21 protein-coding genes are annotated in these 24,876 nt (G+C 70.6%); 12 read left to right on the top strand and 9 right to left on the bottom strand.

Annotated features, from left to right (window positions below):
- Positions 1-159: 159 nt before the first annotated feature.
- Together ABZ833_RS06950 and ABZ833_RS06945 are read left to right on the top strand one after the other, a co-directional pair.
- On the top strand, positions 160-1,317 hold the full coding sequence (locus ABZ833_RS06950; RefSeq protein WP_361042137.1) for an agmatine deiminase family protein: 1,158 nt from the start codon (positions 160-162) through the stop codon (positions 1,315-1,317).
- Positions 1,318-1,407: 90 nt separating this feature from the next.
- The gene (locus ABZ833_RS06945; RefSeq protein ID WP_361042135.1) at positions 1,408-3,876 is read left to right on the top strand and encodes a SpoIIE family protein phosphatase; all 2,469 of its coding nucleotides are present in this window, start codon (positions 1,408-1,410) and stop codon (positions 3,874-3,876) included.
- Positions 3,877-3,907: 31 nt separating this feature from the next.
- On the opposite strand, the gene ABZ833_RS06940 is transcribed toward ABZ833_RS06945, so the two are convergent.
- Positions 3,908-4,735, bottom strand: a complete 828-nt coding sequence (locus ABZ833_RS06940; protein ID WP_361042133.1) for an aldo/keto reductase — start codon at positions 4,733-4,735, stop codon at positions 3,908-3,910.
- Between the two features lie 179 nt (positions 4,736-4,914).
- Positions 4,915-6,369 carry a hypothetical protein gene (locus ABZ833_RS06935; protein ID WP_361043138.1) on the bottom strand — a complete coding sequence of 485 codons (1,455 nt, stop codon included), beginning with the start codon at positions 6,367-6,369 and terminating at the stop codon, positions 4,915-4,917.
- A gap of 330 nt (positions 6,370-6,699) precedes the next feature.
- On the opposite strand from ABZ833_RS06935, the gene ABZ833_RS06930 reads away from it, so the two are divergent.
- On the top strand, positions 6,700-6,888 hold the full coding sequence (locus ABZ833_RS06930) for a hypothetical protein (protein WP_361042130.1): 189 nt from the start codon (positions 6,700-6,702) through the stop codon (positions 6,886-6,888).
- A 112-nt stretch (positions 6,889-7,000) separates the two neighbouring features.
- Here the strand turns inward: ABZ833_RS06930 and ABZ833_RS06925 are convergent, their stop codons facing one another.
- From ABZ833_RS06925 to ABZ833_RS06915, 3 genes are all read right to left on the bottom strand, one after another.
- Complete coding sequence (locus tag ABZ833_RS06925; RefSeq protein WP_361042127.1) at positions 7,001-10,129, bottom strand: family 78 glycoside hydrolase catalytic domain; 3,129 nt, start codon at positions 10,127-10,129, stop codon at positions 7,001-7,003.
- 338 nt (positions 10,130-10,467) lie between these two features.
- A complete protein-coding gene (locus ABZ833_RS06920) occupies positions 10,468-11,571 on the bottom strand; it encodes a serine hydrolase domain-containing protein (protein WP_361043135.1) in 1,104 nt (367 codons plus the stop codon).
- A gap of 207 nt (positions 11,572-11,778) precedes the next feature.
- Entirely contained in the window at positions 11,779-13,050 is a 1,272-nt protein-coding gene (locus ABZ833_RS06915) for an alginate lyase family protein (RefSeq protein WP_361042124.1), read from the bottom strand.
- 238 nt (positions 13,051-13,288) lie between these two features.
- On the opposite strand from ABZ833_RS06915, the gene ABZ833_RS06910 reads away from it, so the two are divergent.
- From ABZ833_RS06910 to ABZ833_RS06885, 6 genes are all read left to right on the top strand, one after another.
- A complete protein-coding gene (locus tag ABZ833_RS06910; protein ID WP_361042122.1) occupies positions 13,289-13,846 on the top strand; it encodes a DinB family protein in 558 nt (185 codons plus the stop codon).
- Positions 13,847-14,026: 180 nt separating this feature from the next.
- Entirely contained in the window at positions 14,027-15,547 is a 1,521-nt protein-coding gene (locus ABZ833_RS06905; RefSeq protein WP_361043133.1) for a carotenoid oxygenase family protein, read from the top strand.
- A 232-nt stretch (positions 15,548-15,779) separates the two neighbouring features.
- On the top strand, positions 15,780-16,736 hold the full coding sequence (locus ABZ833_RS06900) for an SDR family NAD(P)-dependent oxidoreductase (protein ID WP_361042119.1): 957 nt from the start codon (positions 15,780-15,782) through the stop codon (positions 16,734-16,736).
- 87 nt (positions 16,737-16,823) lie between these two features.
- Positions 16,824-17,366, top strand: a complete 543-nt coding sequence (locus ABZ833_RS06895; RefSeq protein WP_361042117.1) for a GNAT family N-acetyltransferase — start codon at positions 16,824-16,826, stop codon at positions 17,364-17,366.
- Between the two features lie 68 nt (positions 17,367-17,434).
- The gene (locus tag ABZ833_RS06890) at positions 17,435-18,349 is read left to right on the top strand and encodes an alpha/beta hydrolase (protein WP_361042114.1); all 915 of its coding nucleotides are present in this window, start codon (positions 17,435-17,437) and stop codon (positions 18,347-18,349) included.
- 39 nt (positions 18,350-18,388) lie between these two features.
- Entirely contained in the window at positions 18,389-19,126 is a 738-nt protein-coding gene (locus tag ABZ833_RS06885) for a MerR family transcriptional regulator (RefSeq protein ID WP_361042111.1), read from the top strand.
- 58 nt (positions 19,127-19,184) lie between these two features.
- On the opposite strand, the gene ABZ833_RS06880 is transcribed toward ABZ833_RS06885, so the two are convergent.
- From ABZ833_RS06880 to ABZ833_RS06870, 3 genes are all read right to left on the bottom strand, one after another.
- On the bottom strand, positions 19,185-20,312 hold the full coding sequence (locus tag ABZ833_RS06880; RefSeq protein WP_361042108.1) for a S1 family peptidase: 1,128 nt from the start codon (positions 20,310-20,312) through the stop codon (positions 19,185-19,187).
- Positions 20,313-20,456: 144 nt separating this feature from the next.
- The gene (locus ABZ833_RS06875; protein ID WP_361042105.1) at positions 20,457-21,749 is read right to left on the bottom strand and encodes an alpha-L-fucosidase; all 1,293 of its coding nucleotides are present in this window, start codon (positions 21,747-21,749) and stop codon (positions 20,457-20,459) included.
- Between the two features lie 196 nt (positions 21,750-21,945).
- Positions 21,946-22,944 carry a YafY family protein gene (locus tag ABZ833_RS06870; RefSeq protein ID WP_361042103.1) on the bottom strand — a complete coding sequence of 333 codons (999 nt, stop codon included), beginning with the start codon at positions 22,942-22,944 and terminating at the stop codon, positions 21,946-21,948.
- Between the two features lie 62 nt (positions 22,945-23,006).
- Here ABZ833_RS06870 and ABZ833_RS06865 point away from each other — a divergent pair, with 62 nt between their 5' ends.
- From ABZ833_RS06865 to ABZ833_RS06855, 3 genes are all read left to right on the top strand, one after another.
- Positions 23,007-23,219: a hypothetical protein gene (locus tag ABZ833_RS06865; RefSeq protein ID WP_361042100.1), complete on the top strand. Its 213-nt coding sequence runs from the start codon at positions 23,007-23,009 to the stop codon at positions 23,217-23,219.
- Positions 23,216-23,677, top strand: a complete 462-nt coding sequence (locus ABZ833_RS06860) for a VOC family protein (RefSeq protein WP_361042097.1) — start codon at positions 23,216-23,218, stop codon at positions 23,675-23,677. The genes ABZ833_RS06865 and ABZ833_RS06860 overlap by 4 nt, the downstream gene beginning before the upstream one ends.
- A gap of 134 nt (positions 23,678-23,811) precedes the next feature.
- On the top strand, positions 23,812-23,994 hold the full coding sequence (locus ABZ833_RS06855; RefSeq protein WP_361042094.1) for a CsbD family protein: 183 nt from the start codon (positions 23,812-23,814) through the stop codon (positions 23,992-23,994).
- Between the two features lie 78 nt (positions 23,995-24,072).
- Here ABZ833_RS06855 and ABZ833_RS06850 read toward each other — a convergent pair whose 3' ends face one another.
- Positions 24,073-24,855: a uracil-DNA glycosylase gene (locus ABZ833_RS06850; protein ID WP_361042091.1), complete on the bottom strand. Its 783-nt coding sequence runs from the start codon at positions 24,853-24,855 to the stop codon at positions 24,073-24,075.
- Positions 24,856-24,876 lie beyond the last annotated feature (21 nt).

The raw sequence follows: 24,876 nt of genomic DNA, 5'->3' as shown, positions 1-24,876 counted from the left end.
TTCAGTTTGTGCCAGAGTCAAGACCGCCAGGGTCGAGCAGGAGAGCGGCTCCGTCCATGTCGCGCCCTTCACGTGTCACGCCCGGCCACGCCCCGCTGGTCGGGCGTCCCACCGTGCCGACGGATAGCTTGATCCCCATCACGATGATCGGAGTTCACCGTGTCTCTCCCCCGCCCCTCCCGCCGTTCGGCCCTCCGCGCATTCGCCGGAATCGGCGCCGTGGTTCTGGGCGCATCGGCGTGCGGCCCCGGCGACGAGCTGGCGGGGGCCGCCAGCACCGCCGGTGACGAGGACACGGCGGCCGAGGGAGTGCGCATGGGTGCCGAGTGGGAGAGCCACGCGCGCACCTTCATGTCCTGGCCCGCCCTGGAGTCGGTGTGGGCGGAGGACCTCCCCCACGTACGCAAGGACATCGCGCGGATCGCCCGCACCATCGCGGAGTACGAGTACGTCGTGATGATGGCGAGGCCCGACCAGCAGGCCGCCGCCCAGAAGGCCTGCGGGCGCGACGTCGAGGTCATCCCGCTGGCCGTCGACGACCTGTGGGCCCGCGACACCGTGCCGGTGTTCGTGGAGCAGGACGGCGACGTCGTCGGAGTCGACTTCAACTTCAACGGCTGGGGCAACAAGCAGGAGCACACGAACGACGCCCGGGTGGGCCGCACCCTCCTGTCGGAGTACGACATCCCCCGCAGGAAGGCCCCCCTGGTCGCCGAGGGCGGATCCTTCGAGACCGACGGCGAGGGCACGCTCCTCATCACCGAGAGCTCGATCGTCAACGACAACCGCAACCGCGGAAAGAGCCAGGACCAGATCGAGGACGAGCTCAAGCGGACCCTGGGCATCGAGAAGGTCATCTGGCTGGCCGGCGTCCGCGGCCAGGACATCACCGACGCCCACGTGGACAGCCTCGTGCGCTTCACCGCCCCCGGTGTGGTGCTCCTGGACAGGGCGCACCCCGACACCCCCGCCGACTCCTGGTCACGCGCGGCCGACCAGGCGAAATCCGTGCTCAGCAAGGCAACGGACGCCAAGGGCCGATCCTTCGAGATCATCGATCTGCCGCAGCCCGACCTGTACGAGATCACCGGCGAGGGCGACGACTTCGTGTCCACCTACGCCAACTTCTACGTGGCCAACGAGTCCGTGTTCATGCCCAGGTTCGGAGACCGGAAGGCCGACAAGCGCGCCCGGAGCATCCTGCAGGAGCACTTCCCCAAGCGCGACATCGTGCCCGTCCAGATCGACACCATCGCTTCCGGTGGCGGCGGCATCCACTGCTCCACCCACGACGAGCCGGGCAAGCCGGTCGACTGACCCCCGGGCCGGTCTTGTGGGCGCACAGCGGTTGTGCCCGCCCCGGGGACGGCGGATTCTGTAGGGGATGAACGGGGCTGGTGTGTCGCCATGACGGCATCGAACGCGGAGCAGAGGGCTGACTTTCGTGGGCCCCTCGACGTCACCAGGGCGGCCACGGCGGTCGTCGACGCCCAGGACACGGTCATCGGATGGAGCCCCGCGGCGGCGCGGCTCCTCGGATATCCGTCGCAGGAGGTCGTCGGCCGGCCCCTGGCCGCCTTCCTGTCGCCCGCACCGACACCCCCTGTTCTCCCTGTCGCGCCCCGGTTCCAGGGGAACGAGCTCCGCGTCGCCCGGCACCGGGACGGACGTGAGCTGATCGTCGCCACCGCGGAGTGTCCCCTGCCCGGCGAGGGCACGGCGGCGCGCGTCATCGTCGCGACGGAGCTGAAGGACCTCCGGATGTGGGAGTCCCAGCTGGCCCTCTTGCACGGCCTCGCCACGCAGTCACCCGTCGGCCTGGGCATCTACGACACCGACCTGCGCCTGACCTGGTGCAACGCGGCGTACGAACGGGAGATCGGCCGACCGTTCGCCGAGTTCCGGGGCCTTCGCGCCGATCAGCTGTACTCCGACGGAAAATTCGTGACCAAGGGGCACCCGCCCACGCTCGAAGCGGTCATGCGTCACGTGATGGACACCGGAGAACCCTTTCTGGACCTCCACTTCCAGGGCCGGCCGCCCAGCGACCCGGAGACGGACCACCTCTGGTCCTGTGCCTACTACCGGCTCCAGGACGCCGACGGACGTGTCATCGGCGTGTGCGAGGACGCCTTCGACATCTCGGATCGCTACAAGGCCCAGCGGCGGCTTGCCCTGCTCGTCGAAGCAGGCCGCGGAATCGGGGCCGCCCTCGATGTGCGGGTCACCGCCGAGAAGATCACCGAGGTGGCGGTGCCGGAGTTCGCCACCACGGTGACGGTCGACCTCGCGCAGGGGGTCCTGGAGGGCGAGGTCCCTGCCACCAGCGGCGCTGCGGCGACCTCCCTGGTGCGGGTCGCCCGCTGCTCGGGCGAGGCCGAGGCCGAGGAAGCCGGCCGGGCAGAGCCGGGAGAGCGGCCTTCTGGCTGCGGGCCCGTTGATCGCGGGGGCGCTGACCGCGGGCGCGTCGCTCCCCGTCCCCCCGTGAACCACCCTCCCGTCGAGTACCCGCCTGGGTCGCCGCAGCACCGCAGCCTCTCCTCGGGCGGGCTGGTGCTCGACGACACGGCACTGGTCGTACCGCTGCGGGCCGGGAACAGCACGCTGGGGCTCGTCACCTTCATTCGCGGGCCCGGGTCGGGTTCGGCCACCTTCGACAGCGGCGAGGTGGCACTGGCCGACGAGCTGGTCGCCCGTACGGCCGTGTCCATCGACAACGCCCGCCGCTTCACCCGTGAGCGCACCGCGTCCCTGGCCCTCCAGCGCCAGCTGCTTCCCCAGCACGTGCCGGAGCAGTCAGCGGTCGACCTGGCCTTCCGCTACCTGCCCACGGACGACGTGACAGGCGTCGGCGGTGACTGGTTCGACGTCATCCCGCTGTCCGGAACCCGGGTCGGGCTCGTGGTCGGGGACGTGGTCGGCCACGGTCTCCAGGCGGCCGCCACCATGGGGCGGCTGCGGACGACCGTGCGCGCGTTCGCCCAGATGGACCTGGACCCCGTCGAACTGCTCTCCCGGCTCGACGATCTGGTGGCGCAGTCGGCGGAGGAGCAGCGGAGCGAGCTGGGGACGCCCGACGGCACCTACGCCGATGTGACCACCGGGGCGACCTGTCTCTACGCGGTCTACGACCCGGTCTCGCGGCGCTGCGTCATGGCCAGGGCCGGACATCTGCCGCCTGCGGTCGTGGACCCGGACGGCCTGCTGTCCTTCCCGGACCTGCCGGCAGGACCGCCGCTTGGACTCGGCGGCCTGCCGTTCGAGTCGATGGAGATCGAACTGCCGGTGGGCAGCCTGCTCGCTCTCTTCACCGACGGGCTCGTCGAGGCCCGCGACCGCGACATCGATCACGGGCTCGACACCCTGGGACGTGTCCTCAGCGACCAGCACGCGTCGCTCGAAGAACTGTGCGACCGGGCGGTGGCGGAGCTCCTGCCGGGCGGCTCGACGGCCGACGACACCGCCCTGCTGCTCGTCCGCACCCGCGAACTCGACACTTCGCAGGTCGCCGAATGGGAACTGCCCCCGGAGCCGGTCGCCGCGGGCCAGGCCCGGGACCTGGCCACCGAGCAGCTGCACCACTGGGGCCTGGAGGAACTGGCGTTCGCGACCGAGCTCGTCGTCAGCGAGCTGGTGACCAACGCGGTCCGGTACGCCGAGGGGCCGATCCAAGTACGCCTCATCCGTGACCGCACCCTCCTGTGCGAGGTCGCGGACAGGGGCCACACCTCGCCGCACCTGCGCCACAGCGGCGAGGAAGACGAAGGCGGGCGCGGCCTGTTCATCGTCGCGCAGCTCGTCCAGAGGTGGGGAACGCGCTACACCCGCTCCGGCAAGACCATCTGGACCGAACAGGCCTTCCCGAAGACGGGCTGAGCGGGCAGGGACGGGCTGACGCGGTCGGTCCTCAGCCGTTGAAGCGTTCCGGGTCGGGGCCGGTCCGCTCGTCGCGGTTCAGTGCGGAGATCTCACCGATGTCGCCCTCGCTGAGCTCGAAGTCGAAGAGGTCGAAGTTCTCCTCGATGCGCTTTTGGGTCACCGACTTCGGGAAGACGATGTCGCCCCGCTGGATGTGCCAGCGCAGGGTCACCTGGGCGGGCGACTTGCCCACCCGCTGCGCGATGCGGTTGATCGTCGGGTCGTCGAGCACCTTGCCCTGCGCGATGGGCGACCAGGCCTCGGTGGCGATGTCGTGCTCGGCGCCGAAGGCCCTGACGTCGTCCTGGGTGAGGTAGGGGTGCACCTCGATCTGGTTGACCGCGGGCACCACGTCGCTGCCCTGCAGCAGCCGACGCAGGTGGTGGGGCTGGAAGTTGGAGACCCCGATGGCCTTGGACCGGCCGGAGCGGTAGATCTCCTCCAGGGCCTTCCAGGTCTCCACGAAGTCGCCCTTGCCGGGCAGCGGCCAGTGGATGAGGAAGAGGTCCAGGTGGTCGAGGCCGAGGTCGTCCATGGTGCGGTCGAACGCCTTGAGGGCGTCGTCGTGCTCATGGGCGCCGTTGTTGAGCTTGCTGGTCACGAAGATGTCGGCGCGGTCGAGACCGGAGTCGCGGACCGCCTGGCCGACCTCCTTCTCGTTGCCGTACATCTGTGCCGTGTCGATGTGCCGGTAGCCGGCCTCCAGCGCGGCCAGCGTCGTCTCGCGGGTCTCCTCCGGCTCGATCTGGTAGGTGCCGAAGCCGAGCTGGGGAATCTGCACGGCGTTGTTGAGGGTGATGGCGGGTACTGCGGTCACGATGGCTCCTTGTACTGATCGTTTCGCGTGCAGAGGGCTGTGTGTCAGGACTGCTCTCCGCTCACTCGCCCGCAAAACACTCGTATGGTCAGCTTTTGTCCCGCTGTCCGCATGCGGTGCGCACGTGGACCAACCGCCGCGTGCGGACGCCCGTCGGGCCCGTCGGGCGGGTCATCCGGTCATCCCTGGTTTCCCGTCCTCGTCGCGGGGCCCACATGGATGCGCAGATCGCCGAACCGGTGGGACGGCCAGCCGCGCGCGTACTCCGGCGGCCCGTCCTTCGCCGTGGCGAGCGCGGCCGTCGGCGTCTGCTGTGCGGTCCGCAGGAGGTCCGCCCGGGTCGTGCTGGCGTTGTGCCCCTGCGTCTGGGCGGAGGAGCACCCGGCGTAGAAGCCGATCGGCAGGGCCTCGAGCCCGGTCACCACGCACGGCGGCCGTACGCCGAGGCGGTGGAGCTCGGACGCCGTGCGGGCCCAGTCCTTGCGGGCGGCGGTGGAGCGGCCCACGGCGTCCTCCAGGACCGCGTACTGCACGGCCACGTGCCCGGCCAGCGCCAGCGCCACCACCGTCGTGGCCACCGGCCGCCACGCCTGGCGAGAGGTGGTGACCAGGTGGATGAGGGCGTCGGCGACCGGGATGGCGAGCAGGGCGTAGAACGGCAGCAGGAAGCGCGGCGCGGCGTAACCGATCATGAACAGGTACGGGATGCCCGCCGTCGTGGCACAGGCCAGCGGCAGAAGGGTGCCCGCGGTGCGCCGGGCCCTGACCGCGACCACGAGCCCCAGCGCGGCGAGCAGCGGCAGGGCGAACCACCACGCGATCAGCTCCGGCGCCGGAACCGAGGCTGTGCACGGGCGGCACAGTGTCTGGCCGCGCAGGCTGCGGAGCTGATCGAGGACGGCGATGTTCCAGCCGAGGCCGCCCTGGATCCGGGAGGCGTCGGCCAGGCGTGCGCCCAGACCGCCGAAACTGACGTACGCCTCGACGACCCACCCGACCGCCCCTGTCCCCAGACCCACGACGAGCGCCGCCAGCAACCGCGGCCGCCGCCACCGGCGGACGCACACCAGCAGCACCAGGAGCGGAAGGATCACCCAGACGGTGTCGGTGGGCCGCATCCACGCCATCAGGGCCGCGCTCGCACCGGCGCCCCACAGCGCGGCCCGGTCGCGGCGGTCCGCCTGGACCCGCAGGAAGCACCCGACGCCCGCAAGGGCGCCGATCGCGACCCAGTAGTTGGGCATGACCTCAGGGCCGTAGAACACGGTCACCCAGAGCGTCGCGAACAGAGCACCCGCGAGGGCCGTCACCCGTACGGGGAACAGGCCGCGCCAGGCGCGCAGTGCCAGGAAGAGGCCGAGGCCGGACAGCAGGGCCAGATAGACCCGCAGGAGTTCGGTGGACGACGACCACGAGGCGATCGGCGCGACCAGCAGGGAGATCCCGCGGGAGCGGGGTGCGCTGAAGAACGCCGCGGGGGCGTGGCCGCTGACCTGGCTGACATACACCGCCTCGTCCCAGCCGAGACCCATTCCGGGTCGTACGAGGGCCAGTTGGGCCAGGGTGAAAGCCACCGCCACGGCGGCCACCCAGCCCTGCCCTCCGGTGCGTCGTGGGGCGCGCACGGCCGACATCGGGCCGCGGTACTCCATTCCGGCGAGCGGGACGCTCAAGGTCTTGGCCATCGCCTGCCTTCCCCCTACACGCTGCAGGGCTCCTCTGCTGACCCGCAGGGCGCAGGGCAGAGAGCATTAATCGGTAGAAACGATGACAAATTATCCCGACCTTTCCGAGGGCGCAGGGCGAAGATCGGAAGGGCCCGGCGGACACTCCCCGGGGCTTGTACGCCGTCCGGGGCCCCTGGGGCCGATGAGGTTTGGGACCGTCAAAAGCGGTCAGGCGCACCGCAGTCGACACAGCAGAGGTCGGCCCACGAGAGGTCGGCACAGCACAGGGGGTGCACGTTGTTTCCCAACCCGGGACAGAGCGGCCAGTGGGTCCGCACGCGCACGGAGGCCGATGCGAAGGCCTTCATCGAGGAGAAGCGCGCCGATCAGGAGCGGGCCCTGCACACGGGCCCCGGCACGCTGATCCTGACGGGCGTCGTCGTGCTGTTCGTCGCCGCCGGGGCCCTCTACAGCTGGCTCAGCTGACTGGCCCCGCCTCCCGCCCCGGCTGGCCGAGCGCCGAGGCGGGAGGATCGCAGCACTTCAGTGGTTCAGCAGTTCAGCGGTTCGGTAATTCAGCAGTCAGTACTTGATGAGCTCAGGGGCGCCCGCTGAACCCCCACGTGCCATGCGGGGCCCGGTACACCGCGTAGCCCGGTTCGGTGCGCACGAACTCAGCGCCCTGCGGCGCCCGCACCTCCTCGCGTGACGCGGCGGGGACATGGACCTCCGCCGTCGCGCCCACCGGCACCCGCACCGTGAGGCGCACGGTCTCGTCGACGCGCGACCAGGACACCTCGGCCGGGCCCCGCACGGTGTGGAACTCCGTGCGTGCCCACGTGACACCCGTGCGCGCGTCGGGCCGCACGGTGAAGGTGCGGTACCCCTCGTCGCCGGGACGCAGCCCCGCCACGTTCTCGTAGAGCCACTGCACCACCGTCCCCTGGAAGTAGTGGTCGCGCGAGCGTGAGTCGAGCGGCCACATCTCCCACATCGTGTCGGCGCCGTGGTCGAACCAGTGGCCCCAGCTCGGGTAGGTCCGCTGGGTGGCGATGGCGTGGGCCACATCGGAGTGGCCCTGCGCGCTCAGACAGCGGAGCAGCACACTGGTGCCGAGGCAGCCGGTGTTGAGGTGGTTGCCCCGCTTCTCGATGTCCGCGAGGAGCGACGCCGTGACGCTCGCCCGTGCGCCGGGCGGAACGAGCCCGAAGGCCAGCGGAATGCAGTTGTTGGTCTGCCGGTACTCGGGGTCCTTGGCCGTGCGGTAGTGGCCCTCCGGGGCGAGGAACGTCGCGTTGAGGCTCTTCTTCATCTCCTCGGCGGTGCTCAGGAAACGCCGGTGGACATCGTTGTCACCTGCGATGCGCGCCATCTCGGCGGTGTCGGTGAGCGCCCGGTGCAGATAAGCGGTCGCCGTGAGCCGGGTGTCCTCGGGCGGGTTGCCTCCGTGGCCGGGCGACAGATAGTCGCCGAGCGCGGTCACCGCCAGGCCGTCCTTCAAGCGGTCGATCTCCCAGTCCAAGTACCGCACCAGGGCGGGCAGATGCTCCTCGACGACGCGCTCGTCGCCATAGACCCGGTACATCTCGCGCACCAGGAAGGGATAGACCGTGGTCCACTCCGGAGACGGTCCCAGGTCCCCGTACCCCCAGCCTCCGCTCGGCACGATCACCGGCAGCTGGCCGTCCTTGTTCTGGCTGTCCCGCAGGTCGCCCAGCCACTTGCCCAGGAACCGGTGCATGCCGAGGGCGTACGTCATGACGGGCGCGCCGACCTGGGCGTCGCCGGTCCAGCCGTTCTTCTCGTACATCGGTGTGTCCGTGGGGATGCCGTGCAGATTGTTCTGGATGGTGCGCCGCATGGCCTGTTCGAGCCGCTCGTAGAAGGGCTCGGAGCACGTGAAGGTGCCGGTGTCGTCGACGGGTGTGTGGACCACGATGCCGGTCACGTCGTCCGGATCGGGCTTGCCGGGCAGCCCGCTGATCTGCACATAGCGGAAGCCCTTGTACGAGAAGCGCGGTTCCCACACCTCGTCGGCCCCGCCACCCGCGCAGATGTACTCGTCGGTCTGGAAACGGCCGGGCACATGACCCGTCTCGGCGTGCACGCTTCCGTCGTCCTTGAGTTTCTCGCCGTGCGCGAGCCGGACGGTCGTTCCGGCGTCGGCCCGCACGCGCAGTCGCGTCCACCCCGCCAGGGTGCGCCCCATGTCGACGATCCAGTCGTCGCCGTGCGCCTTCACCGCCACCGGCCGCACGGTGTCGATGACCTCGATCGCGTCGTGGGGCTGCGCGCGCAGCACTCCCTTCGGCGGGTCCTGCCGCACGGGCCGCCGCCAGTCGCGGTCGTCGAAGCCCGGCTCGGTCCAGCCCTTGCGGTGCTCGCGGGCGTCGTAGGTCTCCCCCGCGTAGAGGGAGTTGGTCCGGGTCGGGCCCTCGGCGATCCGCCATGAGCCGTCCGTCGCGACGGTGGTGCGCGAGCCGTCCGGGTGCTCGACCTCGAGCTGGCCCACGAGTCGGGGTTCCCCGTGCCACGGCGGCTTGTGCCAGTTCCATACGTTGGGTGTCGTCATGCCGTAGAAGCCGCGGCCGAGCGTGACGCCGATGGCATTGGAGCCGCGTCGGATCTGGTCCGTCACGTCGTGCACGGCGTAGAAGACCGTCTCCTCGTAGTCCGTGAAGCCCGGGTCGAGCACTTGGCGGCCGACCTTGCGGCCGTTGATGCGGGCCTCGTAGTAGGCGAGACCACTGATGTAGAGGCGCGCTCGCGTCACGGGCTTGCGTACGGTGAACTCGCGGCGCAGCAGCGGCGCGGGCTGCTCGGCCGCCGGGACCTGGGCGTCACTGCCCCAGGGGCCTTCACCGAACGGCGCGAGCACTTCCGCCTCGGGCCACCCGCTGTCGTCGAAGTCGGCTCGCTGCCAGCCCTCTTGCTCCGACTCCGCGCATCGCCACCCCGCTCCGGTGACCAACTCGTGGGCGCCGCCGCCGGATTGCACCAGCAGACGTACGAGCAGACCGCCGGGGTTGACGGCGGCGCTGCCGCGGTTCGTCGCGCGAGCGGCGACCACCACGCGCCGGCCCGCATCTCGTACGCGCTCGGTCACATCGGCGAGACGAGCGGTGCGCCAGCCGTCGGTCTGCTCCGGGGCGTGCAGCACTTCCTCGCCGTCCAGGTGGAGGGTGAAGTCGTCGTCGGCGGTGGCCACGACCTGGGCCGCGGACACCTCGGTCCCCTCGGGCAGTTCGAGCACGCCCCGGAACCACCTCGCGCCCGCCGGGGCGTCCTGCGCGGTGGAGCCCGGCGACCAGATCCAGGAAGCTCCCTGGAAGCCGGGCGGTTTCGGTGCGGCGTCCGCCCCGATCCAGTGCCCCTGCCAGGCGTCCTTCGCCAGCGCGGTCTCCCACCAGCGCGAGGTGCTCCAGGCGGAGGCCCGTCCGTCGGCGTCCCAGACCCGCACCTGCCAGTGGTAGCGCGTACGGGATTTCAACGCGGGCCCGCCGTACGGGACTCCGAGCGTCCGCGAGGAGGCGACGCGGCCGGAGTCCCACACCGCCTTGGTGCTCTTCTCGCCCGGTCCGAGCGAGACCCTGATCTGATACGCGCTCTGGCGGGCGCCCTGGCCCGGCGCCGACAATTCCCAACTCAGCCTCGGCTTGGCCGCGTCCGTACCGAGGAGTGTCGTCGCGTACTCGACGGTGGTGCGCTCGATTCTCAGTTTCCCCACCCCCTCCCCGAGGTCCCCTCGATCCTCCGCAGCGGCTGCGTCCACGCCCTGGCTCAGCCCGAGGACGCCCACTCCGGCACCGGCCGCGGAAGTCCTCAGAAAGGCCCGGCGGTTCCACGCACTGCCGCGCCTCGTCTCACGCTCTTCGCTCATCACACGTCCCTTGGATGATGAATCCGAGTGTCCACAACGTAAATGAAACGTTTCATTCACGACCCGGTAAGCCTAGGTCGAGCATCGCGGGCAACTCAAGAGGTGTGCGGAGGCCCGGCGGATCTCCCTCTCCCCTCCTGTACCGCAGAGTTGATCGACGTACAGGAGGGGAACGGAGGCGCGGTTCAGCGGCAGAGGGCCTCGTCCACGACCTTCTCGACGCGCTTCATGGTGGCCTTGTCGCTCGGCTGGGTGGTCACCGCGACGTTGGCGGCGCGCCCCGTGCCGGTGACGCCACCCCGGGTCTCGTACCCCGTGGTGCTGCCGCCGTGGCCCCAGTAGACACCGCCGCACGACAGCGGCGTGCTCACGAGCCCCAGTCCGTAACCGGCTCCCGAGGCGAAGGGCTCACCGGCCGGGACGGTGGTGCGCATCTCGTCGAGCTGGGCCTTGGGCAGGAGGCGGCCCGAAAGGAGCGCGGTGAAGAAGCGGTTGAGGTCGGTGTTGGTGGAGATCATCTGGCCTGCCGCCCAGCCCCAGGAGGGGTCCAGTTCCGTGCCGTCGCGCAGAGGCGCGCCCGCCGCTTCCTGGTAATAGCCCTTGGGGTGGGGCTCTCGGATGGTCACGTCACCGGGGGCGGGGAAGTAGGTGTGGCGCAGCCCGACGGGTTTGATGATGCGCCGGTCCAGCTCCTCGGCGAGGGTGCGGCCGGTGATCTTCTCGACGAGCAGGCCCGCAAGCACGTAGTTCGTGTTGCTGTACTCCCACTTCTCCCCGGGGTCGAAGCGGGCCTTGTGCTGGAGGGCTATGTCCAGGAGTTGGCGGGGTTCGTAGCGCCGGACGTCCTCGCCGAGGTAGTTGACGTAGTTGGGAAGTCCGCTGGTGTGCTGCAGGAGGTGGCGGACGGAGATGCGGCTTCCGTCGATCCCCTCTCCGCGTACGAGGCCCGGCAGATAGGTGTCGATCGACGTGTCCAGGCCGATCTTCCCTTCCCCGACCAGTTGCAGCACGAGCACCGCGGTGAACGTCTTGGTGTTGCTGCCGATCCGTACCTGACCGTCCCTGGGCACCTTCGCACCGGTGGCCAGGTCGCCGACCCCCGCGGTGTAGGTGCGGGTGCGGCCGTCACGGTCCTTCACGCTCGCCAGCGCGGCGGGCACTCCGTCGGAGCGCACCAGCGCGTTCAGGCCCTGCCGGACAGTGTCCGGCCCGGCGGTGGCGGACGCCGCGGTCGGCGAAAGGGCGCCGATCGTCATGACGCCGACGGCCACCGCGGCGGCGGCCGGCACGGCTCTGCGCCGACCGCCCTGCTGCCGCCCGGAAGAACGCGACGTCTGCCATACCTGCTCACGCACGAGCCAACTCCTACGGAATCTTGGGGAAACCAGCGGTACTTGCCGGACCCAGCATTTCCGTTGGTGACCATCCGGGACGATCCCGCTAACCGCCCAGCTCCAGGTAGGGGTAACCCCCGCGTCGACCGGGGGATCCGCCGCTCAGCCCGCGATCGAGTCCAGCTGCTCGGCCGCGGGGCGCAGCGCCCACAGGTCCCCGCCGGGCGGCGTCTGAAGCTTCGGGACCGCCTTGCGCGCGGCGGCGTCCCCGGCGTCGGCCGCCGCGTGCACGACGTCGCTCGCCGCGAACCGGTGGAACTCCAGCTCGGGGTGCGGCCACTTCGCCGCACCCGTGGCCGCGGGCAGGAGGTAGTCGACGGCCTTGAACAGGCTCTGTCCGTCGGGGCCTTGGTGCGACCAGAGATCCACGCCCACGTTCCTGCCGATCGCGGCGAGCCGGGTGTAGGCGACGAGGTCGAAGGTCGAGTAGTGCCAGCTCCGCGTCCGGGCCAGCTCCTGCGGCTGGCTTCCGTCGCCCGCGATCTGGGGATCGATGCGCCGGGCACGGGCGTCGAGGACGGTGCGGCGGGCCAGTGTCGTGTCGCCGGTGGCGTAGGCGAGGGCGGCGACCTGGAGGTCGTAGAACGTGCCGTGGTTGTTCTGCGCGGCGCTCTCCTGCTTGCCGAAGTCGCTGTCGACGAGCCAGCCGAGGAAGTCCTTGTTCCACTTCCCCATCGCGGAGCGGTCACCCTTCGACCAGCCGGGTGCGCCCGTGCCGAGGATCGCGATCGCGTCCACGACGCTCGTGTACGACTGCGAGAAGTCGATGATGCCGATGGCCCGGCCGTCGTACTTGCAGGGGATGAACTGCGCGTGGTCCAGGTTCGGGTTCATCCTCGTCGCCGGGTCCAGGAACCAGGTGCGCAGGACGGACGCGGCCTTCTCGGCGTACTTCTTCTTGCCCGTGTAGTACCAGGCGAGCGTGAGGTCGTACGTCGAGTCGAAGACCTTCTCGACGTCCTGGCGGTCGGTCCCGGTGTCGACCTCGGGGTTGCGCTGCCCGTCCCGCTGTTCGTACGGACAGCCCCACGGATTGTCCGCGGTCGGTGTCTGCGTGGGCCACCAGTAGGGCGCCTGGCTCAGATAGTCGTGCACGTCACCGCCGGGCGCGGGTTTCGGCTTGTCGACGACCGTCCAGGGCCCCTGGTCGATCCAGGCGTCGGCGCGGGCTGTCAAGTCCCTTACAGAACGCTTCAGTTCGGGATCTCCGTGGTCCAGGCGGAGCTTGGTCTGCTGGAGCCGTTCGCCGTCGAGCACGGCGGTTCGCGGGGCGCTTTCGTGGGCGGTGGCGTTCGTGGCCGGCATCAGAACGGAGGCGAGGGCTGCCGCCGCGGTGAGCAAGGCGCCGAACCGTACCCGGGATCTTGCGCGCATCACACACTCCAGTCGCAGAGATGAGCCATGAGTCATGAATGTGAACAGTGTTCGCCATGTGGATCGAGTGAGCGTAGAACCAGTGGGGTCGCCCCGGCAACGGGTGTGACGAGAAGCGTTCTTCATCCGGCGCCTCTCCAGTGCCTCATCCAATGCCTCATCTAGGACAATATCTGGCCTATACGACGCATAGCGTCTTCCTTGAACGACGGAGCAGGAACACCGGAAGGCGGAGACCATGACTGCGAACGAGCCGACCACCCGCGACCTGGCCGAGGGCCCGGACGCCACCGGCGAGCGCGCCGAATGGCTGGAGACGCTGGGCAAGCACCGGCACTTCCTGCGCTTCACCGCCCGTGACCTCACGGACGAGCAGGCCGGCCTGCGAACCACCGCGAGCGAGCTGTGCATCGGCGGTCTGATCAAGCACGTCACCGGGGTCGAGCGGACCTGGGCGGACTTCATCCTGAACGGCCCTTCGACCATGCAGGACTTCACATCCATGACCGAGGCCGACTGGGCCCTGCGCAGCGACGAGTTCCGGATGCTGCCGGGCGAGACGCTGGCGGGCGTCCTGGCCGACTACGCCGAAGTGGCTCGCCGTACCGACGAACTGGTCGCCGCTCTCCCCGACTTGGACGTCTCCTGGCCGCTGCCGAAGGCCCCGTGGTTCGAGTCCGGCGCGCGATGGTCGGCTCGCCGGGTGCTGATGCACGTCGTCACCGAGACCGCTCAGCACTCCGGTCACGCGGACATCATCCGGGAGTCCATGGACGGCGCCACGAGCATGGCCTGAGCCCTGACACCCGACGCGGACGACGCTGCCCTCCGCCGCAGGCTGGGGTGGCATCAGCAACACCCCTGGTCCGGGCCCCAGGCCTCCTGACCAGCGGCCCTCATCAGCGCAGGCTTGCTCCCGTAACCACCGAACAGTCCGGCGGTCCCCCGCCGGACACGACGGGAACGGGGCGACATGATGGCCAGTCATACACGGCGGAGGGTTCTCCACGGGGCGGCGCTCGCGGCGGCGGGCAGCGTCGTCGGTGGCCACGCGCTCGGCCACTACGCCCCGGCGGCGCAGGCCGCGACGCTAGGGGCGCGGGCGGGGGCAGCGGTCGGCGGCAAGGAGCCGCTCCCGTTCCTGGAGGGCGCTTTCGCGCCGGTCACCGAGGAGTTGACCGCGTTCGACCTGAAGGTGACCGGCCGCGTCCCGCGCGACCTCGACGGCCGCTTCCTGCGCACAGGCCCGAACGCGCTGGGCCTCGAGGACCCGCGGGCACACCACTGGATGCTGGGCGACGGCATGGTCCACGGGGTACGGCTGCGCGGCGGACGCGCCGAGTGGTACCGCAACCGCTGGGTGCGTTCCTCGCAGGTCGCGAAGAAGCTGGGCGAGACGTATCCGGGCGAGACACCGCCGGACGACTTCGCGTGCAACACGCACGTGATCCCGTACAAGGGGCGGATCCTGGCGCTCCAGGAGGGCGGGCCGCTCCCTTACGAGCTGGACGGCGAGCTCGACACGGTGCGGCCCTACGACTTCCGGTCCTCGCTGCGGGGCGCGTTCACCGCGCACACCAAGTACGACACGGCGGCGGACGAGCTGCACGCGGTGGCGTACTACCCGACCTGGGACCACGTACGGCACATCATGATCGACCGGACCGGGCGGGTGGCGCGGAGCACCGAGATCCCGGTGGCGGACGCGCCGATGATGCACGACTTCGCCCTCACACAGAAGTACGTGGTGATCGTGGACGTCCCGATCACGTTCGACGCGGCGGCCGCCGAGGCCGGGGCGTCGGTGCCGTACATCTGGAACGACCGGCACGCCATGCGCATCGGGGTCATGCCGCGGACCGGGGGCGCCACCCGCTGGTTCGAGATCGACCCCGTCTACTACTCGCACACCCTGAACGCCTACGACCAGGGCGACACGGTGGTGGTGGAGTACACCGGCATGCCCGCTCCGTTCTACGCGGCGGGCCGGGGCAGCGGCGGCCCCTCCGCGACCGGCACGCCGACGCTCGACCGCTGGACCATCGACCTGCGCACGGGCCGGGTCCGCGACACCCGCATCGACGACCTGCCGCAGGAGTTCCCTCGCGTCAACGAATCCCTGGTCTCCCGCAGGCACCGCTACGGGTACACGGCGAGCGCGGCCGAGATGTGGCGCGCGTACGAGACGGTCGACGGGGTCGTGCCGGACGAGAAGTTCACCAACTGCCTGGTGAAACATGACATGTTGCGCGACAGCAAGCAGGTGGTGCGCTTCCCGAGGGGCGCGGCGGCGAACGAGCCGGTGTTCGTGCCGCGCCGGGGCGCGCGGGACGAGGACGACGGCTACATCCTGTCCTACGTGCACGACCCCGACCGCGGCGCGACCGACCTGGTGATCCTCGCGGCACAGGACCTCACCGGCCACCCGCTGGCCCGCGTCCACCTGCCCGGCCGGGTGCCGCTGGGCTTCCACGGGAGCTGGGTGGGGGATCTGTAGCCGGTCGCGAGGGGCCGGCGCGGGCGCGGGTCATTCCGACGGAGGTGAACGCGCTGCCGCCAGCGTGGCGGCAGCGGCGAACGCGCCCGCCTCCGCGTCGGCGGGATGTCGGCCGCCCAGCGGGACTGGCGGTGGTCTGTAGCCGATGTGTCGGTGGCCGGTGGAAATGTGGGGGTCGAGCTGATCCGCTGCACAGCGGCAGCCGCGTTCACCGCAAGGGAGACCCGCCACCATGTCATCCACGTCCCCCGCCCCGCCCTGGAGTGTCGAACGACTGCCGCGTGCCGACGGCCGGACCTTCCTGGTCACCGGCGGCAACGCCGGTATCGGGTACTTCGTCGCGGAGCAGTTGTCCACCACCGGAGCCACCGTCGTGCTGGGCAGCCGGAATCCCGCGAAGGCCGACGTGGCGAGGGCCTCGATCCGCGCGCGTGTCCCCGGCGCACAGGTGCGGACCCTCCAGCTGGACCTCGCGGACCTCTCGTCGCTCGAAGCAGCCGTGGAAGCACTGGACGTGGATCGCCTCGACGCGGTGGTCCACAACGCCGGTGTCGCGCTCGACGACCCGCCGCGCAGGGAGACCGGGGACGGTCACGAGCTCATGTTCGGCACGAACCACCTGGGGCACTTCGCGCTGACTCACTGGCTGATGCCGCTGCTGTCGGCCGCGCCTGCGGCCCGGATCGTGACCACGGGCAGCTTCGCGGCGAAGACCGAGCGGCTGGACCTTGACGACCTGCAATCGCGCGAGGACTACCGGCCCAAGCGCACGTACGGACGCTCCAAGCTGGCGCAGATGCACTTCGGCCTCGAACTCGACCGCCGCCTGCGTGCCGCGGGCAGCACGGTGACCAGTGTGGTGGTCCACCCCGGCGGCGCGCTGGACTCCCTCACCCCGTCACGGCCGCCGGTCCATGTGCGGACCACCGGCGCGCTGATCCTCAAGGCACCGGCCGGACTTCTCCTCCAGGGCAAGCATGCCGGTGCGTGGCCCGCGGTCCGTGCCGTGCTCGACCCTGCGGTGCGGGGAGGCGAGCTGTGGGGACCGCGCGTCTTCGGCCTGCGCGGCAGGCCCCGACGCGAACCGGTGTGGAGTCATCTCACCGACGCCTCCGCCGCGGCGCGGTTGTGGGACGCGACCTGTGACATGACGGGCGTCGACCTCGGCCTTGGCGTCGGCCTCGGATAGCCCGAGCGCGTCACTCACCAGGCGGGTGGGCGGGCAGGCAGGCAGGCAGGCAGCGGGACTGTCAGTGGCGGGTGCCATCATCTCGGGATGACCGCCGACGCCCTCACCTTTCAGCAGTTCTCCTCGCCCGGCGACATCGACTCCCGACTCCGGCGTGCCCTCGCCGAGTGCTGGGTCGAGGTCACCAATGCGGGTGGCGCGGCCGGTTTTCCCTTCCCCCCTGTCGACGTCGGCACGGTGACTCCGTCTCTCGATCGCATCGTCGACCTGCTGTCCCCTGACACCAGTCGGCTCCTCACGGCGACCGTGAACGGGGAACTCGCGGGCTGGCTCAACGTGCGTCGGGACTCCTTCGAGCTGATCGCGCACTGGGGAACCGTCCACCACGTCCAGACCCGCACCGCCGTTCGCGGGCGCGGTGTCGGCCGTGCCCTCATGCAGGAAGTGCGCAGGGTGGCCAGGGACGAGATGGGCCTGGAACAGCTGCGCCTCGCCGCCCGCGGTGGCGTCGGCCTTGAGGACTTCTACGGGCGGCTCGGCTGGAAGGAGGTCGGCCGGTGGCCCGGCGCCCTCCGGCTCGCCGCAGGTGACGATCGCGACGAGGCCCTCATGATCCTTGCCCCGCTCTGAGCCGCGTCCGGGGTGCGGTGACGGAGAGGGTTGACCCTGACCCTGCGTCAGGGTTGGAACCTCCTCGCATGACGAACTACAGCACTTCCCCGGCTCGGCACGCCCCGCCGGTCGGAGGGTTCCAGGAGATCGACGGCCGCCGCGTTTTCGTGCACCGGGCGGGCAGCGGCGGGCCCGCCGTGGTGTTCCTGCCGGGTGCCGGCGCGGTCGGCCTTGACTACTTCGGTGTTCAGCAGGGCGTTTCGCAGTTCACCACCGCCGTGACGTACGACCGCGGCGGCACGGGCTACAGCGATCCCCTCCCGCTGCCGCGCACCGCCGCCGCGGTCGCCGCGGAGCTGCGTGAGCTGCTGCGCGCCCAGAACATCCCCGCCCCGTACGTGCTGGTGCCGCACTCCCTCGGCGGCTTCTACGCCCATCGGTTCGCGCAGCTGTACCCGCAGGACGTGGCCGGTCTCGTCTGGCTGGACGCCTTCCACCGTGACTGGGACGACTTCATGCCTGCCGAGGCGAGCCTGGCCGCGGTCGAGCGGATGGCACCTGATCAGGAGCAGCTCGACGAGATGCTCCCGGCCCTGCGCGCGACGTATGCCGAGTTGCGCGCGGACTACCCACAGGACATCGGGCAGGCGTTGACCGAGGCCAAGGTGAGCGACGCATGGATCCGGGTCGGCATCGCCGAGCGCACCCAGCTGGCCGGACTCGCCGCCGAACTGCGGGCAGGGCCGAACGTTCCCGACGTCCCGGTGGTCGCCCTCACCGTGGTCGGCACCGACCCCGCCCAGCAGGCGCTGACGTCGGAGCGGACCCTGCGGGAGATGCACGACGGCCACACGCGCATGGACGCGGCCCTGGTGAGCTCGGTGTCGTACGGCGAACAACGCGTCCTCTCGGACACCGTCCACCACCGGCTCTGCTTCGACCGCCCCGATGCCGTGGTCCAGGCGATCCGCGACGTCATCGACCGGGCGGCCCGCCGCTAGGCTCGGCGCCACCCCCTTCACGAAGATCTCAGGAGAACGGTGCTCACGATCGGCCAACTCGCGGCGACCGCAGGGGTGAGCGTGCGCACCGTTCGCCATTACCACCACATCGGCCTGTTGCCCGAGCCCGAGCGCGATGCCTCCGGCTACCGCCGCTACAGCGCGCAAGCGGCCGTGGATCTCATCCGGATCAGGACCCTCGCCGACGCCGGTGTTCCGCTGGCCCGCATCGACGCGCTGCTGCACGCGCAGCCGGCCGAATTCGCAGCGGCCGTCACCGACATCGACGCCGCGCTTCAGCGCAAGATCGACCAGCTCACCGAATACCGCTGGAGGATCGCCGAACTGGCCGGCGGCGAAAGGCTCGTCCTGCCTCCCGAGGTGGTCGCCGTCCTGGACCGGATGCGCGGTCTTGGGATCAGCGAACAGAGGGTGCTCCTTGAGCGCGACTCGTGGATCCTGATGCAGGCGTTGGACCCGCACGTCATGCCGCAGCGGGTGCGGGACAAGAACGCCGGTCTGGACGACCCCGAGACGGTGCGCCTGCTTCTCGCCTGTGATCAGTCGGTTGACTGGGATCCGCACGATCCACGCCTTGACCGGCTCATCGACGACCTGGACGCATGGGAGATCAAGCACGAACAGGACGGCAATCGGCCCGGGTATCTCAAGCTGGTCTCCGCCCGGATCTCCGAGGCGTCACCGGCTTGGCAACGCATCATCGACGCGCTCGCACACCGCGCCAAGCAGCGCCGGACCGCCGTGCGGGACGGCTGAGTCCTTGGCCGGCCGACCGCCGTCGGCCGGCCAAGGACTCTCTGGATCCGCGCGGACCTCAGTTGCCGCCGGCTCCGATCTCGGCGCCGACCGCTTCCAGCGCGGTGGTCACGGGCTGGAAGAACGTCTCGCCGCCCGCCGTGCAGTCGCCGCTGCCGCCCGACGTGAGGCCGATCGCGCTCCCGTCAGCGGTGAACAACGAGCCCCCGCTGTCTCCCGGTTCGGCACAGACATCGGTCTGGATGAGGCCGCTGACCGTGCCTTCCGGATAGTTCACCGTGGCGTTGAGGCCGGTGACCACGCCGTCCTGGAGGCCTGTGGTGCTGCCCATGCGGGACACTTCGAGCCCGACCGCCGCCTCGGCGACCTGCGCGATCTCGACGGTCTGGCCGTCGCCGGTGTTGACCGTGCTCGGGGCCTCGGTGGCCGGGTCGTCGTACGTGACAAGCGCGAAGTCGCCGTCCCCCGGGAACGTCGCGGCCTGGACCGTACCGATGGCCGCGCCGTCCTGGGCATCCGACCAGCTCTCGGCGGCCACCCCGCAGTGTCCCGCGGTGAGGAAGCCCGGGCTGCCGTCCTGGGTCGTCACGTTGAAGCCGAGCGAGCAGCGCGCGCCGCCGCCGAAGATGGCGTCACCGCCCTCGGCGAAGGTCTTGAACTCGCCCGTGGACTTCTGGATGCGGGCCATTCCTGAGCCGAGCGAATCGACGGTCGACTCCAGCTTGTCCCAGCGTTCGCCGGTGACCGTGCGGTCGGCCGTGACCACGATCTGGTTGGTCCTGGGATCTGTGGCCCACGCGGTGCCCGCCATCGTGGCCCGGTTGGCCAACGTCTTGGTGGCCGCGCCCAGTTCACCCGTGCTGTTGTCGACGCTCCGCGCCACCGCTCCGGCTCTCTTCACCTGGACGTTCACCGCGTTGTTGTCGCCCACGACGTTCACGACGAGCTGCTGCTTGTTCTCGTCGTAGTACGCCCCGCCGTAGGCATCGCCGAGCTGCGATGCCAGCGGCTGGACGAGCTTCGTCGCCGATGCCGCGCTGAGCCTCTTGGCAGCGGACTCTGAGGCGCTCTCCGTCCCGGACTGCGAGGCGTTGGCCTGCTGCAGCAGGACGGCCGTCGCGACCATGCCCATCACCGCCGCCCCGGCCAGAACGGCCTTTCGCTTGGGTATTCGCTTGTGCCTCAACTCGTCGCCTCCTGTGCGGATACCGAATTCGACCACCGGCCGAAGCCGGAGACATGTTCGGCCCTAGATACGGGTGAGACGAGAGTCGCGTTCACCGACGACTCCTGTGAGCCATGCAACGGCGGTCAGGATCCGGGTACGGCTTCAGCCGGTGGCCGGGGTGTCCAGGTACAGCTCGATGACGGGCACGGGTGTGTCGGGCCGCTGGACCGGGAGTTGAAGGGTGAGGGTGCCTGCGGGCTGCCCGCCCAGCTCGGTGCTGAGTGAGGATTCGCCGGGGGCGATCTCGATGCGGGTGATCTCGGAGGCGTCGCCGAGGAGTTGGGCGTAGCGCACCCGGCCTGCGAGTCCCGGCAGATGCAGATGGCGCAGCGGCCAGGCGAACAGGTGGACGTAGAGCCGGTCGCCGCGCTGGGTGTAGCGGCAGTCGGCGGGAGCGGTGTACGGGGACGGGCCGCAGCCGCGGACCGACCGTTCGTGCAGGTCCGTCCACCGGCCGAGGTCGCCGAGCACGGCGACGGCGCGCGGGTCGAGGTCGCCGCGGCCGGTCGGGCCGACGTTGAGCAGCAGGTTGCCGCCCTTGGACACGCCGTCGACGAGCATGCGGATCAGCAGGTCGGCGCTCTTGTGGTCGAGGTTGTCGCGGTCGTAGCCCCAGCTGCCGTTGAGCGTCTGACACGCCTCCCAGACCACGGGCCGCCCGTCCTTGGTCATCGGCCCCGCGGGCTGGTACTGCTCGGGGGTGACGAAGTCGCCGGGAAGGCCGGTCCTGTCGTTGACGAGGACGTGCGGCTGGAGTTCGCGGATCATGTCGAGGAGCTTCGGTGAGTCCCAGTCGTCGGGGCCTTTGCCGCCCCACCAGTGGCCGCCCGCGTACGAGAAGTCGAAGAAGAGGTAGTCGACGCGTCCGAAGTCCGTGAGCAGCTCGCGGACCTGGCCGTGCAGGTAGCGCCGGTAGTCGCGGATGTCGCGGTCGGCGGTGACGGCCTTGAACTCCTCGTCGTCGCGCTGCGGGTGGGTGCCGTCCACGGGGAAGGACGGGTGGTGCCAGTCGATCAGCGAGTAGTAGAAGCCGACCTTGAGCCCCTCGGCGCGGCACGCCTCGACGAACGGCTCGACGAGGTCGCGGCCGTACGGGGTGTTGGTGACCTTGTAGTCGGTGAGGTCGCTGTCCCACAGGCAGAAACCGTCGTGGTGCTTGGTGGTCAGGACGACGTACCGCATGCCGGCCGCCTTCGCCGTCCTCGCCCACTGGACCGGGTCGTAGCGGTCGGGGTCGAAGTGGTCGAAGTAGACCTGGTACTGCTCGTCGGACTGCTTCTCCCGGGTCTTGACCCACTCGTGCCGGGCGGCCAGGGAGTACAGGCCCCAGTGGACGAACATACCGAACCGGTCGGTGGTGAACCAGGTCGTGTCGGGGGCGGCGGCCGGGCTCATGAGGTCTCGCTCCTTGTCGTGGGCGGGCTTGCCGGGGACGCTAACGGGGCATCAAATCCCGGGTCAATACTCCGATGAATGCAAACCACCCGGCTTCACCGCATGCTCGTACGCCGCTAACACCCCGCCAGGATCGACCAGTCGTCCGATGTGTGGCCGCCCGCGAGAGACGAAGAGCCGAGATTCGCTCTCCCGGTCAAGGCTCTTGCTTGTCCGGCACCGGGGCAGGCGGCGCTCCGGCGGCCAGCAATCTCTCCGCCAGTTCGCGGCAGCGCTCCCCCAGCTCCGGAGGGTCGAGCACCTCGAAGGCGTGCCCCAGCAGGAGCACGTGCATCAGCACGGCGTCGAGGCGTTCGGCCCCGCTGAGCACCTCGCAGCGCCCGCTCCCCCGCGGTCGTACGACGGCCGCCGACGCCGGGATCTGTGCGCGTACCGTCTCGGCCGGCGCGTGCACGAGGAAGCGCGCCTGGTGGGAGTAGACCCGGCTCGCCACGCCCTCCTGCACGTACGTCGCGGCGTCGGGCGCCTCGCGCGGGCGAAAGCGCCAGGTCCGCGCGGACGCGTCGGTCATCCGGTCGACGCGGAAGGTGCGCCAGTCGTCGCGATCGAGGTCGTAGGCGAGGAGGTACCAGCGCCGGTCGGAGGCGACCAGGCGGTAGGGCTCGACACGCCGGCTTTGCACCTCGCCCCCGGAGGGATAGTCGAAGCCGGCCTCGACCTCGTCGCGGCAGGCCCTGGCCAGCTTCATGAGCACCTCGGGGTCGACCGGCGTGCGGCCCTGGCCGAAGAACTCCACCGAGCCGGAGAGCGCGCGCACCTCGTGCCGAAGCCGGGCGGGCAGCACCTGGTCGAGCTTGGCCAGCGCCTGGAGTGCGGCGTCGCCCGCACCGGCGACCGCGCCTCCCGCACCGGCGAGCAGCGAGACCGCGGTGGCGATCGCCTCCTGGTCGTCGAGGAGCAGCGGCGGCAGCTCCTGCCCCGGGCCGAGCCGGTAGCCGCCGCCGACGCCCTGGCCCGCGTGCACCGGATAGCCGAGCGTGCGCAGCCGCTCGACGTCGCGCCGCACTGTGCGAGGCGTGACCCCGAGCCGCTCGGCGAGCCCGGGGCCGGTCCAGACCCGGCGCCGCTGCAGCAGCCCGAGCAGGGTGAGCACCCGCTCCGTCGTCCCCAGCTCCTCGTCGCGCACCCCGTCCATGGCGCCCACCCTGCCAGAGATGGCGGACCGATCCTGTCCGCCATGGGTGTCACGGTGGCTCCATGAACGCAGACCGCGTGCTCACCGCACGCAACGCGGCACACTTCGGCGCGGCGGCGTCGTACGGGAGCTGGGATCATGCCGACAGCGCGGCCACCGCGCTCGAACAGCCCGAGACCCGGCTCGACGTCGTGATCCACCACCTGTCCGAGGTGTGTCTGCTGCGCGACCTCTACCCGCACACGCATCCCGCTACGAACGGAGCAGTCCGATGAGCCGCGACATCCAGATCACCTTCGACGCCCACGACCCGCGGGCACTGTCGTCCTTCTGGAGCGACGTACTCGGCTACGTCATCCCCGGCCCGCCCGGTGTCGACCTGCCCGAGGGCGCCGACGCACTGGCGGCATGGGACGACTTCCTCGCGCGGATCGGAGTACCGGAGGACCAGCGCAACTCGAAATCGGCCATCGAGGACCCGTCCGGGCACGGACCGCGCGTCTTCTTCCAGCAGGTGCCGGAGGACAAGGTCGCCAAGAACCGCGTGCACCTCGACGTCCGCGCGGCTCCCGGGCTCGAAGGAGAGGAGCGGATGGCCGCGCTGGAGGCCGAGTGCGCCCGCCTGGTCGCCCTGGGGGCCGAGCGGGTACGCCGCGACGAGCCCGCTCCCCCGCTGAGCAGCGGCTACATCGTGATGACCGATCCCGAGGGCAACGAGTTCTGCCTGGACTGACTCCCCCCACGCCGTGCGCCGTGACGGTGCGTGACGGCTGGACGAGCAGGGTCTCCATGTCCCGCTTACGTTGAACGCAGAGGCCCACACCGTGTGTGAAGACCGGTGGGCGCTGTACCGACAAAGGAGTGGTCATGGCTGACAAGGGCGGCATGGACAAGATGAAGGGCAAGGCCAAGGAGATGACCGGCAAGGTCACGGGTGACCGCGGCAAACAGGCCGAGGGCAAGATGGACCAGGCGAAGGGCGAGGCCAAGAAGGCCATGGGCGACGCCCGCGACCGCGCCCAGGAGCCCCTCAAGCGCCGCGACACCTGACCGGCTCCGCCGAAGCCCCCGCCCGTTCGCGTGCGGGGGCTTCGGTCGTTCCCGTCATGCCGGGCGGTGCATCTCCGCTCACCGCCACCCGCTCTCCGGCGCGTACGGCGGGATGTCCGCATCGCCCGCGGCCTCCCGCAGGACGTCCTTGAGCATGTCCGGAGTCAGCCGGCCCGTGAACGTGTTGCGCTGGCTGACGTGGAAACAGCCGTACAGGGTGACCGGGCCCGGTCCGCCGGATTCCCCGGGGGCGGCGGATGTTGAGGAGTCTCCGGGTGCTGGCATGCTCTCGCGCTCCAGCGTCACCCGCGTGCCGTGCGCGAACCGCGGCCGTGGCTTCGGCACGCGCCACCCCGCCGCCGCGAACGCCGGCAGCGCCGCCTGCCACCCGAACGCCCCCAGGATCACCGCCGAGCGCAGACGCGGCCCCAGCAACTCCAGCTCCCGCACGAGCCAGGGCCTGCACGTGTCCCGCTCACCCGGGGTCGGCTTGTTGTCGGGCGGGGCGCAGTGCACCGGCGACGTCACGCGCACCCCGCGCAACGTCAGGCCGTCGTCCAGGGACACCGCCAGCGGGCTCGAGGCTAGACCCAGCTCGTACATCGCCTTGTACAGGACGTCTCCGGAACGGTCCCCCGTGAACATCCGGCCCGTCCTGTTCCCTCCGTGCGCCGCGGGCGCGAGCCCGATGACGAGCATCGAGGCGTCCGCGGGACCGAATCCGGGCACGGGCCGGGCCCAGTACGTCCAGTCCTGGTAGGCGGCCCGTTTGACCCGCCCCACCTCCTCCCGCCACGCGACGAGGCGCGGGCAGGCGCCGCACCCCGCGATACGCGCGTCCAGCTCGGAGAGCGGGTTCATGCGGGCCCGAACCGAGGCGTC

This window comes from Streptomyces sp. NPDC047525 (assembly GCF_040643025.1).
Classification (GTDB): Bacteria; Actinomycetota; Actinomycetes; order Streptomycetales; family Streptomycetaceae; genus Streptomyces; species Streptomyces durmitorensis.
Note: the sequence above shows the minus strand (reverse complement) of the source record. Positions and strands in the feature narration are given on the sequence as shown.

Excerpts from the sequence above, each read along its gene's own strand:
- ABZ833_RS06945 (WP_361042135.1), top strand. The coding sequence starts at position 1,408 with ATGACGGCATCGAACGCGGAGCAGAGGGCTGACTTTCGTGGGCCCCTC.
- ABZ833_RS06935 (WP_361043138.1), bottom strand. The coding sequence starts at position 6,369 with ATGTCGGCCGTGCGCGCCCCACGACGCACCGGAGGGCAGGGCTGGGTG.
- ABZ833_RS06915 (WP_361042124.1), bottom strand. The coding sequence starts at position 13,050 with ATGCGCGCAAGATCCCGGGTACGGTTCGGCGCCTTGCTCACCGCGGCG.
- ABZ833_RS06910 (WP_361042122.1), top strand. The coding sequence starts at position 13,289 with ATGACTGCGAACGAGCCGACCACCCGCGACCTGGCCGAGGGCCCGGAC.
- ABZ833_RS06905 (WP_361043133.1), top strand. The coding sequence starts at position 14,027 with ATGGCCAGTCATACACGGCGGAGGGTTCTCCACGGGGCGGCGCTCGCG.
- ABZ833_RS06900 (WP_361042119.1), top strand. The coding sequence starts at position 15,780 with ATGTCATCCACGTCCCCCGCCCCGCCCTGGAGTGTCGAACGACTGCCG.
- ABZ833_RS06895 (WP_361042117.1), top strand. The coding sequence starts at position 16,824 with ATGACCGCCGACGCCCTCACCTTTCAGCAGTTCTCCTCGCCCGGCGAC.
- ABZ833_RS06890 (WP_361042114.1), top strand. The coding sequence starts at position 17,435 with ATGACGAACTACAGCACTTCCCCGGCTCGGCACGCCCCGCCGGTCGGA.
- ABZ833_RS06875 (WP_361042105.1), bottom strand. The coding sequence starts at position 21,749 with ATGAGCCCGGCCGCCGCCCCCGACACGACCTGGTTCACCACCGACCGG.
- ABZ833_RS06870 (WP_361042103.1), bottom strand. The coding sequence starts at position 22,944 with ATGGACGGGGTGCGCGACGAGGAGCTGGGGACGACGGAGCGGGTGCTC.
- ABZ833_RS06865 (WP_361042100.1), top strand. The coding sequence starts at position 23,007 with ATGAACGCAGACCGCGTGCTCACCGCACGCAACGCGGCACACTTCGGC.
- ABZ833_RS06860 (WP_361042097.1), top strand. The coding sequence starts at position 23,216 with ATGAGCCGCGACATCCAGATCACCTTCGACGCCCACGACCCGCGGGCA.
- ABZ833_RS06855 (WP_361042094.1), top strand. The coding sequence starts at position 23,812 with ATGGCTGACAAGGGCGGCATGGACAAGATGAAGGGCAAGGCCAAGGAG.
- ABZ833_RS06850 (WP_361042091.1), bottom strand. The coding sequence starts at position 24,855 with ATGAACCCGCTCTCCGAGCTGGACGCGCGTATCGCGGGGTGCGGCGCC.